The 15,450-nt window shown below is 44.1% G+C and carries 13 protein-coding genes and 1 other annotated feature; of the genes, 9 read left to right on the top strand and 4 right to left on the bottom strand.

All coding sequences use genetic code 11. The annotated features are described in order from the left end of the window. The 4 genes from AC0THY_RS08990 (at position 1) to AC0THY_RS09005 (ending at position 5,212) form a co-directional block, all read left to right on the top strand. Positions 1-1,179, top strand: a complete 1,179-nt coding sequence (locus AC0THY_RS08990; RefSeq protein ID WP_489994090.1) for a MalY/PatB family protein — start codon at positions 1-3, stop codon at positions 1,177-1,179. Between the two features lie 169 nt (positions 1,180-1,348). Then, a complete protein-coding gene (gene cysD / locus AC0THY_RS08995; protein WP_489994091.1) occupies positions 1,349-2,242 on the top strand; it encodes a sulfate adenylyltransferase subunit CysD in 894 nt (297 codons plus the stop codon). Between the two features lie 2 nt (positions 2,243-2,244). Beyond that, positions 2,245-4,071, top strand: coding sequence for an adenylyl-sulfate kinase (gene cysC, locus AC0THY_RS09000; protein ID WP_489994092.1), 1,827 nt, complete (start codon positions 2,245-2,247; stop codon positions 4,069-4,071). Between the two features lie 10 nt (positions 4,072-4,081). After that, the gene (locus tag AC0THY_RS09005) at positions 4,082-5,212 is read left to right on the top strand and encodes a hypothetical protein (RefSeq protein WP_489994093.1); all 1,131 of its coding nucleotides are present in this window, start codon (positions 4,082-4,084) and stop codon (positions 5,210-5,212) included. Between the two features lie 215 nt (positions 5,213-5,427). Here the strand turns inward: AC0THY_RS09005 and AC0THY_RS09010 are convergent, their stop codons facing one another. From AC0THY_RS09010 to AC0THY_RS09025, 4 genes are all read right to left on the bottom strand, one after another. Continuing rightward, on the bottom strand, positions 5,428-7,035 hold the full coding sequence (locus tag AC0THY_RS09010; RefSeq protein WP_489993113.1) for a transposase: 1,608 nt from the start codon (positions 7,033-7,035) through the stop codon (positions 5,428-5,430). Positions 7,036-7,236: 201 nt separating this feature from the next. Next, entirely contained in the window at positions 7,237-7,818 is a 582-nt protein-coding gene (locus tag AC0THY_RS09015) for a hypothetical protein (RefSeq protein WP_489994094.1), read from the bottom strand. Positions 7,819-7,891: 73 nt separating this feature from the next. Then, complete coding sequence (locus AC0THY_RS09020; protein ID WP_489994095.1) at positions 7,892-8,860, bottom strand: YbjQ family protein; 969 nt, start codon at positions 8,858-8,860, stop codon at positions 7,892-7,894. After that, positions 8,853-8,975, bottom strand: coding sequence for a hypothetical protein (locus tag AC0THY_RS09025; protein ID WP_489994096.1), 123 nt, complete (start codon positions 8,973-8,975; stop codon positions 8,853-8,855). The genes AC0THY_RS09020 and AC0THY_RS09025 overlap by 8 nt, the downstream gene beginning before the upstream one ends. 112 nt (positions 8,976-9,087) lie before the next feature. On the opposite strand from AC0THY_RS09025, the gene AC0THY_RS09030 reads away from it, so the two are divergent. The 5 genes from AC0THY_RS09030 to AC0THY_RS09050 all read left to right on the top strand — a co-directional run bounded on the left by AC0THY_RS09030 (position 9,088) and on the right by AC0THY_RS09050 (position 15,038). After that, the gene (locus tag AC0THY_RS09030; RefSeq protein ID WP_489994097.1) at positions 9,088-9,462 is read left to right on the top strand and encodes a GntR family transcriptional regulator; all 375 of its coding nucleotides are present in this window, start codon (positions 9,088-9,090) and stop codon (positions 9,460-9,462) included. Further along, a complete protein-coding gene (locus AC0THY_RS09035) occupies positions 9,459-10,361 on the top strand; it encodes an ABC transporter ATP-binding protein (protein WP_489994098.1) in 903 nt (300 codons plus the stop codon). The genes AC0THY_RS09030 and AC0THY_RS09035 overlap by 4 nt, the downstream gene beginning before the upstream one ends. After that, complete coding sequence (locus AC0THY_RS09040; RefSeq protein ID WP_489994099.1) at positions 10,336-12,399, top strand: DUF6449 domain-containing protein; 2,064 nt, start codon at positions 10,336-10,338, stop codon at positions 12,397-12,399. The genes AC0THY_RS09035 and AC0THY_RS09040 overlap by 26 nt, the downstream gene beginning before the upstream one ends. A 46-nt stretch (positions 12,400-12,445) precedes the next feature. Continuing rightward, positions 12,446-12,640 (top strand) — a binding site (T-box leader). Positions 12,641-12,744: 104 nt separating this feature from the next. Next, on the top strand, positions 12,745-14,670 hold the full coding sequence (gene thrS / locus AC0THY_RS09045; protein ID WP_489994100.1) for a threonine--tRNA ligase: 1,926 nt from the start codon (positions 12,745-12,747) through the stop codon (positions 14,668-14,670). Between the two features lie 53 nt (positions 14,671-14,723). After that, positions 14,724-15,038, top strand: a complete 315-nt coding sequence (locus tag AC0THY_RS09050) for a DUF1540 domain-containing protein (RefSeq protein WP_489994101.1) — start codon at positions 14,724-14,726, stop codon at positions 15,036-15,038. The last annotated feature ends 412 nt before the right edge of the window (positions 15,039-15,450 follow it).

The following is a 15,450-nucleotide window of genomic DNA, read 5'->3' on the forward strand; positions in this document are numbered from 1 at the left end:
ATGTATGATTTTGACCAGATTATAGAGAGAAGGGGCACCGGCTGCGAAAAATATGATTTTGCCCTGGAAAATGGGAAACCCGAGGGTCTTTTGCCGCTGTGGGTGGCAGATATGGATTTCTGTGTGCCGCAGGAAGTGATGGACAGCCTGCATAGCGTGGTAGAACACGGTATCTTTGGGTATACGGAGGCAAAAGGGAGTTACTATAAGGCAGCTGCGGGATGGCTTGAAAAGCATTTTGGGTGGAGGCCCATGCAGGAGTGGCTGGTACGGACACCCGGCGTCGTGTTTGCGATTGCGGCAGCCATACGAGCCTTTACCTCTGAGGGGGAGAGCGTGCTGATTCAACAGCCAGTCTACTACCCGTTTGCAGGAATGGTACGGAAAAACAAGAGGAATCTGGTAGTCAGTCCTTTGGTTTACACAGAGGGTCGATATCAGATGGATTTTGAGGATTTTGAACAAAAGATTATTAGAAATCAAGTAAAACTCTTCGTACTGTGCAGCCCCCACAATCCTGTAGGGCGTGTGTGGAGCAGGGAGGAGCTGAAACGGGTGGGGGACATCTGTCTGCGGCATCATGTGCTGGTGGTATCGGATGAGATTCACTGTGACTTCACATATCCGGGGTATACCCACACTATTTTCGCTTCCTTGGGCAAGGATTTTGCGGACAATTCCATTATTTGCACAGCCCCCAGCAAGACCTTCAACCTGGCAGGTCTTCAGGCCTCCAACATCTGGATTGCAGATGCCAATATAAGGAGGGCGTTTGCAGATGAGGTGGAGAAATGCGGATATTTCAGTCTGAATCTGATGGCCATCGCTGCGTGTGAAGCAGCTTACCGGTACGGAGAGCAATGGCTTAATGAGCTCAAGACATATCTGAAAGAGAATCTGGATTTTGTGCGGGAATATTTAAGGACACAGCTTCCCCAGATACACCTGGTGGAACCGGAGGGAACCTATCTGGTGTGGCTTAACTGCAAGGGCCTTGGCCTGACAAGTGAGGAGCTGGATCAGTTTATTGTGGAGAAAGCCGGACTCTGGCTTGATGGGGGAACCATGTTCGGGAGCGGAGGAGAACAGTTTCAGAGACTCAACATTGCCTGTCCGCGAAGTGTCCTGAAGCAGGCATTTGATCAGCTTAAATCAGCTGTGGGTAATTTGAGACCATAAAATAAGGATGTAATTTAGGGAAAATTGTAATATTCACACATTTTCATCGTATTTGACTGCTATAATCAACTGGTTAAAATAGGAGGTTTTCTGCTTAAAAATAGAAAGCTTTATGAAAAAACGGATCAGAAAATCGTGTGAATAAACCATGTGAAAGGAACAGAGATACATGAATCATTTGGATGAGTTAGAAGCAGAAGCGATTTATATTATGCGGGAAGTAGCTGCAGAGTGTGAGAAGCCGGTTATGTTGTATTCGATAGGAAAGGATTCCTCCGTAATGCTGCATTTGGCGATGAAAGCATTCTATCCGGAAAAGCCGCCCTTCCCCTTTTTGCATGTAAATACCACCTGGAAATTTAAAGAAATGATTGAATTTCGGAACAGAAGAGCAGAGGAGCTGGGGATCGAGATGCTGGAGTACATCAACGAAGATGGAGTGCGCCAGGGCATCAACCCCTTTGACCATGGGGCTTCCTATACGGATATCATGAAGACCCAGGCCTTAAAGCAGGCTTTGAACAAATACGGTTTTACTGCTGCGTTTGGAGGCGGCAGAAGGGATGAGGAAAAGTCAAGGGCCAAGGAGAGGATCTTCTCCTTCCGAAACGAGGAACATGCGTGGGACCCCAAGAATCAGAGGCCTGAAATGTGGAAGCTGTTCAATACCAGGATTAAGCAGGGGGAGAGTATCCGTGTCTTTCCGCTGTCCAACTGGACGGAAAAGGATATCTGGCAATATATCAAGAGGGAAAATATTCCCATCGTATCTCTCTACTTTGCCAAGGAGAGGCCTGTGGTCTGCCGGAATGGTCAGCTCATTATGGTGGATGATGACCGGATGAAGCTCAAACCGGAAGAGAAAGTAGAGATGAAAAAGGTGCGTTTCCGTACTCTTGGCTGCTATCCTCTTACAGGGGGAATGGAGTCTGAGGCAGTAACTTTAGATGAAATCGTGGATGAGACGCTGGCTGCTGTGGAGTCGGAGAGGACCAGCCGCATCATTGACTCAGACGGCGGCTCTGCCAGTATGGAAAAAAGAAAGCGGGAGGGGTATTTCTAGAGATGAGAGACGATTTATTGAAATTTATAACATGCGGAAGTGTGGATGATGGGAAATCTACCCTGATAGGTCATATGCTCTATGACGCAAAACTGCTTTTTGCTGACCAAAAGAGAGCGCTGGAGTTGGACTCCAAGGTTGGCTCCAGAGATGGAAACATTGATTACTCCCTGCTGCTGGACGGCCTGATGGCTGAGCGGGAACAGGGAATTACCATAGATGTGGCGTACCGTTACTTTACCACAGACAACAGGAGCTTTATTGTTGCGGATACCCCGGGACATGAAGAGTACACAAGAAACATGGCAGTGGGGGCCTCCTTTGCTTCTCTGGCCGTGATATTAGTGGATGCAAGCCAGGGGGTACTGGTGCAAACAAGGCGCCACTCCAGGATCTGTTCCCTTATGGGCATTAAGCATTTCGTGTTTGCAGTGAATAAGATGGATTTAGTACACTATGACCGTCAGAAATTTAAAAAGATTGAGAAGGACATTAAGGTATTGATGGCGGAGTTTGACTACCGCAGCTTAAAGGTGATTCCAGTCTCAGCCACAGAGGGGGACAACATCACATACACATCGGACAGCATGCCCTGGTATCACGGGGAATCACTGCTCACTTATCTGGAAAACGTGGATGTTACGGAGGAGGAAAATGACCGGGAATTTTCCCTTCCGGTACAGAGAGTATGCCGCCCCAACCACAGCTTCAGGGGATTCCAGGGACAAATCGCTTCCGGACAGGTTGCGGTGGGAGATGTGATCACCGTAATGCCAAGCCGGGAGAGCGCCAGAGTGACCAATATTCTGGAGGGAGACAGGAAAGTAGAAAAGAGCGGAAAGGGACATGCAGTTACCATTCAGCTGGATACAGAGATTGATGTGTCCAGGGGGTGTGTACTGTCAAAAAATTACCAGCTCAATGTAGGCTCCATGTTTACCGCATCTATTCTTTGGATGGATGACACCAGCCTGGTTGCGGGACGCAACTTTTGGCTGAAGATCGGGACACAGCAGGTTCCCGCAACTGTCATGAAAATCAAATACAAGGTAGATGTAAATACAGGTGCAGAGGTCTATGCAGATACTATCTATAAAAATGAGATTGCCTACTGCGAGATTTCCGTGGGAACAAACATTGTATTTGACCGGTTTGAAAACAACCGGGAATTGGGTTCTTTGATTTTGATTGACCGCATTACTAATATGACATCTGCCTGCGGCGTAGTTGTTGAAGCTCTGGCAAGGGGAAAGAGCCTTACTTGGCACAACATGGATATCACCAAAGAGCTGCGAGAGAGCCAGCTGGGACAGAAGGCAGTCACGATTTGGATGACAGGACTGTCAGGCTCTGGGAAGTCTTCCCTCGCAAATGCGCTGGAGAAGAGGTTGTTTTCCATGGGAAAACACACCATGCTGCTGGATGGGGACAATATCCGTATGGGCCTGAATAAGAACCTGGGATTTGAGGACAATGACCGGATCGAAAATATTCGTAGAATTGCGGAAGTATCAAAGCTTATGAACGACGCGGGACTGATTGTAATGACATCCTTTATCTCTCCTTTCAGGCAAGACAGAAGAAATGCCAGGGAGATCATTGGCGAGAGCTTTGTGGAGGTGTATGTGAGCACACCCCTTGAAGAATGTGAGAGACGAGATGTAAAGGGACTTTACCGGGAGGCCAGAAAAGGAAACATCCAGAACTTCACAGGTGTGAACAGCCCTTATGAAGCGCCGGAGCATCCGGATATCGAGATAGACACCACACAGCGCAGTATAGAGGAATGCGTGGACATTCTGCTGGAAGGATTAAAAAAGTATCTGTAAGGAGAACACTATGACAACCGTTTATATCAGTATCGGAACGCCTAAAACAGGAACCACTGCTCTTCAGAGCTTTATGCGTGAGAACGAAAAAAGGATGGAGAAGCAGGGATACTGCTATCCCCTCATGCGGCTTGGAATTTCCGGTATTTATAAAAATAGAAATGCGCAATTTCTGATCAACCGGTCTTCCAAAGGGAGCCAACAGGAAAAGAAGGAACAAGAGGCGCAGGTGCGCGCCAAGGGGTATGCGATCCTGGGAGAATTGGCCCGGAAATATCCCAACATCGTGCTGTCGGATGAGCAAATCTGGTACCGCTGCAACCAGATTGAAAACTTCTGGCCGGATCTTCTGGAGAACTTTCGCAGGATCAACTGCAGAGTAAAAGTGATCGTATACCTGAGAAGGCAGGATCAGGTCATCCAGTCCCTCTGGAACCAACTTGTAAAAATGTTCCGGAAAATGACAAAGGACTTTAAAAGTACCCTGGAGGACCATGATTTTGACTATTTCCCTCTGGACTATTACAAACAGTTGGAGGAAATCACGAAGTATGTGAATAAAGAGGATTTGATTGTGCGTCCTTTTGAGCGGGGACAGTTCGAGGGGGAGGATCACTCCATCTTCTCGGACTTCTTCGGGAACATAGGCTTGGAGCTGAACGATGAGTTTACTCATGACACTGTGGCCAAAAATGTGGGACTGGAAGGAAATTATATTGAAATTAAGCGGATTCTGAATGAGATACCGGAATACCGTGAGATGTACGATTTTATGTGCAGGCCGATCCTGAATGCAAGCACCTACGAGAGCAGGGCAGGCAGAATAGGCAAGAGCAGTATGTTCACCTTTGAGGAACAGAAGGCGTTTGTGGATAAGTATGAGGAGAGTAACCAGAAGGTGGCTGTGGAATATCTGGGGAGAGAGGACGGCGTGCTGTTCTTTGAACCGGTAAAAGAATTGCCGGTATGGGAGGTTAACCAGGATACCATGTACCGGGATATTCTGGTGTCTATGGGAGAACTTTTCTGTGCACAGGAAAAGCGAATTCAAGAGCTGGAAAAGGAAGTAAAGGCAATCCGTACCAGTTTAATTTTCCGAATATATTGGAAAATACACAGGATTTTTAAAGGGGACAAGTAGAGAAATTAAATGGAGAACGCCGCAGGAGAGATTCCGCGGCGTTTATTTATGTCATAGGAAAGTCCTTCGGAATTCCCTATGATGATTAGGGTGTCAAAAGCCACTTAAATAATAATCGATATTTACTTGTACCTTGAAAATTTAACACGAAATGGTTTTAGACAATAAAAGATGGTAGTTAGAGGTTACCTGATGAAGTATCTTCCTATGACTTTTTATACTACTTTTAATTTTGGGTCACAGTTAGCCAGGCTATTAGTGTAATTTAATAGCTTTTGAAAATTTAGTGCCGCTATTTTGAACCCAAAATGAAAACGGGTTCTGTACTTTCCATGCGTTGGTATTTTATCTACGTGGTATCTTCTCCTAAGAAGAGACGGAATTGCTTCTACACCATTGCGAAAGCGGGCATACTGGCTGAATTCTTCCGTTTTCATATACTGTAATTGTTTTGCTCTTCCAACCGATTTCCATGAGACCTCTTTCCGGACTCTTGTTTTTAAGAAGCGGGGCAGACATTTTTCTTTGTAGGGACATGAGTTGCAGGTCTCAATTTTAAAATATGCAACCGAACGATCCTTACTCGGATCGTATATGCATTCTTCTGGAGCACACTTATTTATACATTCTATCAAATACTGTCCGTCCTGCGTAAACTTGAATTCAGCATAGATTTCATCTGGTTTGCGTCCTGTAAAGTTTGTAGTTACAAGCTTAAGATTATGATCTTTTGCCAGCCTGGAATTCTCTTCACCACTGTAAGCACCATCAGCGACTATAAATGCTTCCTCTTCAAAAGTCTGCTGGTTGTGAAGATAATCTTTCATGAATTGATTGTCAGCATAGACATTTTTTTCATATGAATAATCAGTGATAAGACTGCCTGTTTCACCGACAGATTCTACTACGTTACCAACATACCCGAGATTTTTCCCACCAGCTTTATAGCGAAACGTCGCCTCTGGATCTGAAGGATTTAACAAAACTTCAGAAGTATTTTTAATCTCTTTTTTTTCAAGAAGGCGGCGGGAACCATCATCGTCGATAATCGTTCTTTCTTTTAGCAAGCGAATTAGAAGTTGGTACTCACTTGTATCATCAAAGTCACCTGTATTATCACACAGTTGAATAAGCACTTCGGCATCGTGCATTACAGCAATGGTTCTTTCTGCAGCATCCATATCCCTTTTATGGTAGATGCAACGATTATAATCATCTTTTTCGATGTAATGATGTTGTTTCTCAGGGATTTCTTTTTCACGTTGATTCATAATCTTTGCTAAATTTGCAACGCAAGTATAGAAAAGCTCCAGTAATGAAAGATTTCTAATATTAGCTGCAATCATAAGACTGTCCATTCGCTGCATATTTGGAGTGATTTTCATAAATTCTGACAGTTCCTTCGCCATTTTTACAGTGCATTCATGAATGAGGTCAACATCATGCTCTGTTTCATAAGCCAGCACACGTGCTCTGAACCGGCTGAGCGTTCTATCGCTAAGGGGCTGTTCCTCAAAACTTGTTGTATGAAGTGCATACTGATAACGAACATCAAACATAAGCGCTTCTACCAATTCATCATCCGTATCTCCAAGAGCTTCTTTTAGAATAAGAGCACCTACAATAACATTTACCGGAGTATTTGGACGTGACGCTTTACTGCTATACAATTCTGAAAAAATAGTTTCATCGATAGCAGGAAAAACATACTCAGCAAAAGCTTTTGCCCATGATTTTTCCAATACGCGTTTTTCTCTTTCAGTAAGATTGAAAGTACTATCCATTAAAGATAATTGTTGATTATTATTAGCAACAAAAGCCATTTCATCACCTCCATATTTGATAACTTAATTATAACAAATATCAGGTATTTACGATATATATCGTGTTAAATTTTCAAGGTACAAATTTATATCAAAGGTCACTGACCTTTTGACACCCTAATCCTATGATATAAAAAGCCCTCCGGGCGGGATTCTTTTTCACAAGGATATCTGCGTTGCATTAGCAGCCATGACCGTCTGTTATAGGTATATTTTCCGATTTGCGCTAGTGTTTTGTTGGAAATTAATCATTTTGTAGGCGTAATGGTTATACCACTTATTGATTTTTTTATAGGAAACTTTTTTATTGTCAATTAATCTTCGCTCATGATACCAGAAGAAATTATGAAGATGGACAAGTTTGCTTCCTTTGAGGCGGTAAGAATCACCCATCCACGCAGAGGCCCCAGAGTAATCAAAATAGATTGACTTGGACTTGGGATTGTACGCCATGCTGGTTGTATAACTGTCCCCTTTAGAGGGAATAGACACTCGGCGCATTTTTCCCTTTCGGTAGGTGTAAATTCTCCAGTCTTTATTTAACACAGTAGATCCCATACAGATCAATTCAGGATATCCGTCCTTATTTAGATCCAGAACCGCAAAGCGAAAATAAGGCTTTTCATGTCTCTTTAGAAACTTAGAATATGTCCTTTTGATTTTTTTGACCTGTGTTTTTTTCGATGCAGCCTGACTCTGCACCGGGGTGTTGCGTATATAGCCGAATGACAGGACAAGGGTTAATAGAATAGCCAGGTACTGGAACTTTCGATTTTTTTTCATAATTTCCTCCTAATTAGTAGGTTTCCTCATTATTAGCGTCTTCTGCTGTTTAAGAGCCTGCTCAATTCTGTTATTATTCAAAAAAGTTACGAATCACGCGAATACAGGAATCTTTCATGCCGCCATACGTTCGATCTGCTGCAATCATTTTTTTAACTTCTTCTATCAATGCGGGTTCAAATATTTCAGCATGCGTTTTGTTATATTCATTCATCAAAGCATAGATTTCTTTCACAGACTTTAGAGTTTCTGTTTCTTTTAGAAAAGAGTCAAGTGAAAAACGGAACTCATTTCCATTATCATCTACCATGGGATCTAGGGGTGATTTAAGGTCATCTGAGGGTAATTCGATTACATTATTATTAACAACATATTTCTTTACTTTGAAATCCACGCTTTTTACGGTACGTATTATTTTTAGTGGAATTTCAAAGGAAGTCTGGGAACTGACAAGATGGTTAATCTTACCGTCTACAAAGTCGAGAAATTCTATGTCATCAATAATATACGTATAATCAAATATAGTGTTGATTATTATGTCAGCTAATACTGCAGATATATCGCATGGATTCGGACAAAAAATATCAAGTGAAAAAGCGCATAAAGGCGGTTTATAGTTAAACATCAACGCTACAGGACGAAAAGATATCCCACAATTTATTTTTTCAATTAAAAATTTCTTACTTCCAATCATTGTTTGAATATCATTATTGTTTTTCTTTACATTAACTGCAGTCCCATTGGCAACAACAATCATGATTTCATTAGAAAAGATATTGTAATCAAAATTTGTGCCAATAATAGCATTTCCCCCCGCATATCCCACCTGGACTATTAATTTCTCAAGAGCTTTATCTTTTGCAATCTTTAAATTGTCACAATAAATATTTTTTTTAGAGTTCCAAAAATCATTAATTTTTGTACCCGCAGAAGTTGAATAATTTATATCCAGAGCGCATTCTCCAGAAAATACTCCCAGGTATTCTGTAATAGAATACCCTTCGAAATTGTATCCGGATGTCAATAAAATATCATTATTCATTGCAAAACTCCTTTTTAGGCTCAATAATTACAATGTTTCCTGCTAATACTACTATGATTAATTTACCATATTTTGGCCTATTTAACAATGCAAAAGGGTATCTTTTTCTTACCATTTCTTAACATTCCCTTAAACACCTTGAATCACCCCATACATTGTGCTATAAATATAGCGTACTACGACCAATAGTACACTAAATACACGAAAAAGTAGGAAACGGAGGAACTATGATAGTGATTGATTATCAAAATCGAAAGCCGATCTATGAGCAGATCGTGGAGAAGTTCCAGACACTGATCATTACCGGCGCAATCGAACCGGATAGTCAGATGCCTTCTGTCAGGTCGCTGGCAGTAGACCTGTCGATCAATCCCAATACCATTCAAAAGGCATATTCCGTTTTGGAACAGGAGGGGTTTATCTATCCGGTCAAGGGACGGGGAAACTTTGTATCCGGAAATAGTGATCTGAAGATGAAGAAACAGGAGGCCTTCTTCCAGTCATTGCGTCAGATGGTATACAAAGGGAAGGAGCTGGATGTAAAGAGGGAGATCTTTTTGCAGAAGGCGGATGAATATTACAAGGAGGGCGCAAACGTATGATAGAGATTAATGGAGTGAATAAATCCTTTGGAGATATCAAAGCTCTGGACAATATCATCGCGACCATTCAGGATGGGAGTATTTTCGGACTGGTGGGGACCAATGGCGCTGGAAAAAGTACTCTGCTGCGCGTGCTCTGCGGCGTTTTGAAAGCAGATGCAGGCATGGCCCTGGTGGATGGTGAAGATATCTATGAAAATCCTTCTGCGAAGGAAAAAGTCTGCTTTCTTTCAGACACAGCTTATTTTTTTCCAAACGCAACCATAAAGACAATGGCTGACTATTACGGCATTGTTTATCCTAATTTTAATCAGGAAAGGTTTGGGGAACTGACAGAAAAGTTCGGACTGGACATGAAGCGGAAGATCAACACATTTTCCAAGGGAATGAAAAAGCAGGTATCCGTTCTTTTGGGTGTATGCACAGGAACCAAGTATCTGCTCTGCGATGAAACCTTCGATGGACTAGATCCCGTGATGCGCCAGGCGGTAAAGAGTATCTTTGCTTTAGAGCTGATGAACCGGGATTTTACACCCGTCATTGCATCTCACAGCCTGAGGGAGTTGGAAGATATCTGTGATCATGTGGGACTTTTGCACAGGGGAGGCATCCTGCTCTCCAAGGATCTGGAGGATATGAAGTTCCATATCCACAAGGTACAGTGTGTGATTCAGGATCCTGTGAAGGAGGAGGAACTTCTCACAGAACTTCATGTCCTGCAGCACGATAAGAGAGGCTCTCTGCTTACTGTTGTGGCCAGAGGCACCAAGCAGGAGATCATGATGAGTATTGAAGATAAAAATCCTCTGTTTTCAGAGGTTCTTCCGCTGACGCTGGAAGAAATCTTTATCAGTGAAACGGAGGTGGCAGGATATGACGTCAAAAATCTCGTTTTCTAAATTGATGAAAGAAGATTTTAAGAGGAGAAGCTGGCTGTTTGCAATTATCTCTCTGATTCTGTTTGTGACTCAGCCGGTTGCCCTGCTGATACAGATCGATGGCCTGATGGCCTCTGTGAGTGAGGGAAGCGCAAGTTTCAGGGATGTCCAGAATTTCTATCAGAATTTTATGGGATCAGGTGGCCAGGCGGTTCTGCTGGTACTGATTATGATCTTTGCCATTATCTGTGCAATGAGCGGGTACTCCTATCTTCACTCTAAGGTGAAACTGGATTTTTATCACAGCCTGGCTATTAAGAGGAAGAAGCTGTTTTTTGTTCAGTATGTGTCCGGACTTTTGATCTTTGCGCTCCCCCTTTTGTTCAGCACAGTTATTTGTGTGGCAATCGGAGGGCTGAATGGACTTTTGACCGGGGCGGGTATGATTATCCTACTGAAGGCTATGCTCTACCGAATTCTGTGCTTTCTTTTAATCTACGGTATTGCAATTCTGGCTGTGATGCTGACAGGAAAAACCATTGTATCCATCCTGGGTACAGGTGTATTTCTTCTATATGGCAGCATTATTGTCCTAACTATTGTCGGAATGGCTGCTACATTTTTCTCTACTTACATGGAGACAAGAAATCTGCAAGTTTTGGTTTACTATTTTTCACCGGCAATCCTGTGCGGTTATATCGACGGATTGACCAATTATGGGGACAATTTCAGCCTTAGGATCTGCGTCGGTATCGTTATCATGGTTTTAGAGACGGCAGCGGCAACCGGAATCTCTGTGTGGCTGCATGGAATCCGAAAGAGTGAGGCAGCCGACAAGGCCATTGCCTTTCCTAAGATTGAGGGAATCATCAAGGTACTCCTGGTAATTCCACTGTCTCTGATGGTGGGCCTGTACCTGTCTATGATGATGTCCAACAACCGTACGATCTGGTTCTTTGGCGGAATTGTGGTTGGAGTGATTGTCCTAAGTGCTGTGATTGAGTTTATTTACCATGTAAACATGAGGGAAATATTCGCCCATAAGCTTCAAATAGTGATTGTGGGTGCGGTAACGCTGCTCATTGCCTGTGTATTCAGGTTTGACTGGATCGGATATGATTCCTATATCCCCAGAAAAGAGGATATCAAGCAGATGGCGGTGTACAATTCCTATTTAAACGGAGCCATGGTATACCGCGTTACCCAGGAGGGCATTGCAACCAGTTATGATCAAATTACAGCCCTAAATGCCACACTTACAGAGAATATTGATCCTCTCTATGAGCTGGCCCAGGAGGGAGTTGAGTTTGCGGATAAGGCCACAGAGGGGGAACGGATGTCAATCAGTGTGGAATATCTGATGGACAGCGGGAAGAAGGTATACAGGAACTACTATATAAGCCTTGAGACTGCCCGTAGAACAATGGAAACTGTCTTGAGTGATGAGGCTTACAGAGAGAAACTGTTCCCAATTCTCAGCAAATCTGCTGACCAGGTTCGATCCTTTGCATTGGATAACATTCGGGGAAGTGAGTATCTGGACATGACCCAAGAAGAGAGGGATAAACTCCTGGAAATTTATACACAGGAACTCAGAAATGCAGAGGGCACAGAACTTACAGGAGAAGTAGTTGCTACGCTCAGTGTTGATTATGCAGTTGCCGATGGCATCATTTACGGTGAGAGCGGTTATCCGGTTTGCAGCAGTTTTAAGGAAACGTTGGCTTTTCTGAAAGAGGTTTTGGGATACGAGGTTACGAAAAATGTTAATGTCAGTGAGGTAGAGGCAATTCTGGTGTACAGCGAGGAGCAGGGAAACTATGATCCGGATGATCCGCGCAACAGATTTGACAAAACAGAGGACATCCAGGAGATTCTATCCAAGATGAAGGTGACTAACTACAATGGCTGGAGCTTTGAGTCCATGAGTTCCGGAGTGCAGGAACGCGCGCCGTACACCATTGAGATTCTGATGAAGAATCAAAACAGTATTTATGGCAACTGTAATTTTGATGTAAACGATATACCTGCCTGTGTGGGGGAAAGAAATTATAATTGAGGTGTTGACAAATCCGGGCTGGGTGTTATAATCAAGCGTAGATAGAGACAACACGCTGAAGAGACGAGTAGGGTGTGGAAGTATCCAGAGAGGGATGTGTTTGGTGGAAGCATCCTATATGGGAAACATCTGAAGACTACCTCTGAGTGGCCCCAATCCGGCCCGGTGACTCCGTTATCGTCCAATGAGAAGCCCAACAGGGCTAAACTAGGGTGGAACCGCGGTAAATATCGCCCCTTTCTGTACATTTGTGCAGAGAGGGGCTTTTTGTAGTACAAAGAGTTCTACTGTGTACGACCGAAAGGGCCAAACAGCTATAAATATCACGAGAAGAGGAGAAATGGCATGATTATTACTTTAAAAGATGGAAGTAAAAAAGAATATGCCCAGGCTATGTCCGTGTATGAGATAGCCAGGGATATCAGTGAGGGACTTGCGCGCATGGCATGCGCAGGGGAAGTGGACGGGGAAATTGTGGATCTGCGCACTGTGATTGACAAGGACTGCGGACTGAATATCTGCACTGCCTCAGACCCCAGCGGTCTGGCTGCTTACCGCCATACGGTATCCCATATTATGGCGCAGGCGGTAAAGCGCTTGTATCCGGATACAAAGCTGGCGATCGGGCCGTCCATTGCGGATGGATTTTACTATGATCTGGACCGAGAGACTCCGTTTACTGCACAGGATCTGGAGAAGATTGAGGCGGAGATGAAAAAGATCATCAAGGAGGCACTGCCGATTGAGCGCTTTACAAAACCCAGGGAAGAGGCCATTGCCTATATGAAAGAGCGTCAGGAGCCGTACAAGGTAGAACTGATCGAGGATCTGCCAGAAGATGCCGAGATCAGCTTTTATCAGCAGGGAGAGTTTGTTGATCTGTGCGCAGGTCCCCACCTTATGAGTACAAAGCCTGTAAAAGCTTTCAAACTCACAAGCCTGGCGGGGGCTTATTGGAGAGGTGATGAACACAACAAGATGCTCACCAGAATCTATGGTACGGCGTTTGGCAAAAAAGCAGAGCTGGAGGAATACCTGACGATGCTGGAGGAGGCCAAAAAGCGCGACCACAGAAAATTAGGGCGGGAGCTGGGTTTGTTTATGATGCACGATGCGGGTCCCGGATTCCCATTCTTTTTGCCAAAAGGTATGGTGCTGAAAAATACACTGCTGGATTACTGGCATGAAATCCACAGAGAAAACGGTTACCAGGAGATTGCTTCCCCGATCATTTTAAATAGAACGCTATGGGAGACATCCGGCCACTGGGATCACTACAAAGACAATATGTACACTACTGTAATCGATGAGCAGGACTATGCAATCAAGCCCATGAACTGTCCAGGCGGAATCTTGGTATACCAGGCAGAGCCCCGCTCTTACCGGGATCTGCCGCTGCGTCTTGGTGAGCTGGGTCTGGTGCATAGACATGAGAAGTCCGGACAGCTGCACGGACTCATGAGAGTTCGCTGCTTTACCCAAGACGATGCCCATATTTTTATGATGCCGGAGCAGATCCGCGATGAGATCAAAGGGGTGGCACGCCTGATTGATGAGGTTTACAATCTCTTTGGCTTTAAGTATCATGTGGAGCTGTCCACCAGACCTGAGGACAGCATGGGAAGCGATGAGGACTGGGAGATGGCCACAGAGGCGCTCAGGGGTGCCCTGGATGACCTTGGGCTCAACTATGTTGTGAATGAAGGGGATGGCGCTTTCTACGGTCCCAAAATTGATTTCCACCTGGAGGATTCCATTGGAAGGACCTGGCAGTGCGGAACCATTCAGCTGGATTTCCAGCTGCCCTTGAGGTTTAACCTGGAATACACAGGAGCTGACGGGGAGAAACACAGACCCATCATGATTCACCGGGTGGCCTTTGGCTCCATTGAACGGTTCATTGGTATCCTGATTGAACACTTTGCCGGTGCATTCCCCACTTGGCTGGCGCCGGAACAGGTGCGTGTGCTTCCCATTTCCGAGAAATACATGGACTACGCTAAAAAAGTAGAGAAGCAGCTGCAGGATAGCAAAATCCGTGCAGAGATTGACAACCGAAGTGAGAAGATTGGATATAAAATCCGCGAAGCCAGACTTGCAAAGGTTCCCTATATGCTGGTTGTGGGAGCAAAAGAGGAAGAAGAAGGCCTAGTGTCTGTGAGAAGCCGTTTTGCGGGTGATGAAGGTCAGAAAACTTTAGATGCATTTATACAGGACATCACAGAAGAAATCGTAAAAAAAGAAATTAGAAAAATCGAAACAGAAGAATAGTTTTCACAATAATGGCAGATACTATCCTGACTAAATAAAAAGGAGGTAGTATCATGCCATTATTAGTTTGTGCCGCGCAGAAATGCGTATATAACGACGGAATGTACTGCAGTAAGGGTGACATCAAGGTGGGCGGCGAGAGCGCAAGCACTCCCCAGGAGACCTGCTGTGCAAGCTTCAAAGAGCGTACCAGTGAGGGTGCAAAGAGCTCTATGGGAACTCCTTCCCAGCACATTGATGTAGACTGCGAAGCATGCAGATGTAAGTACAACGAAGACTGTAAATGTCATGCGGACAAGATCGGCATTACCGGCGCTGCTGCCTGTCACTGTGAGCAGACAGAGTGCGGTACTTTTGATCAACAGTAAAAATTATTTACAATATTTAGCACAGATGCTATTTTACACCAGAAATCCCCGCGTGGGGGTGCGACAGGCAAAGATGTCTTTTAAGATGTCTTTGCCTATTTTTTTCTTGTACTGCAGTGCAGCATCTACAGGAAAGCCTTCATCTATAATCACCAACTATGTCAAGAACATTCAGGAAATGTAAAAGTTCTACGATTTTGCTTGCATTTTAAGTGAGAGTGTGATAATATTTTGTCAAAGAAAAGGGAGTAGCTGCCATCGTTTTTTAATTAATGAGATGGTACATGAAGGCGTCAGAACGATAGCGATATCCGCATCATGTAAGTGAACAGCAAGACTTTTATTCCAGGCAACTGGGGTAAAGGTCTTTTTTTTATATCATAGGAAAGTCCTTCGGAATTCCCTATGATAT

Source organism: Ruminococcus sp. 8Y-12, assembly GCF_058119865.1.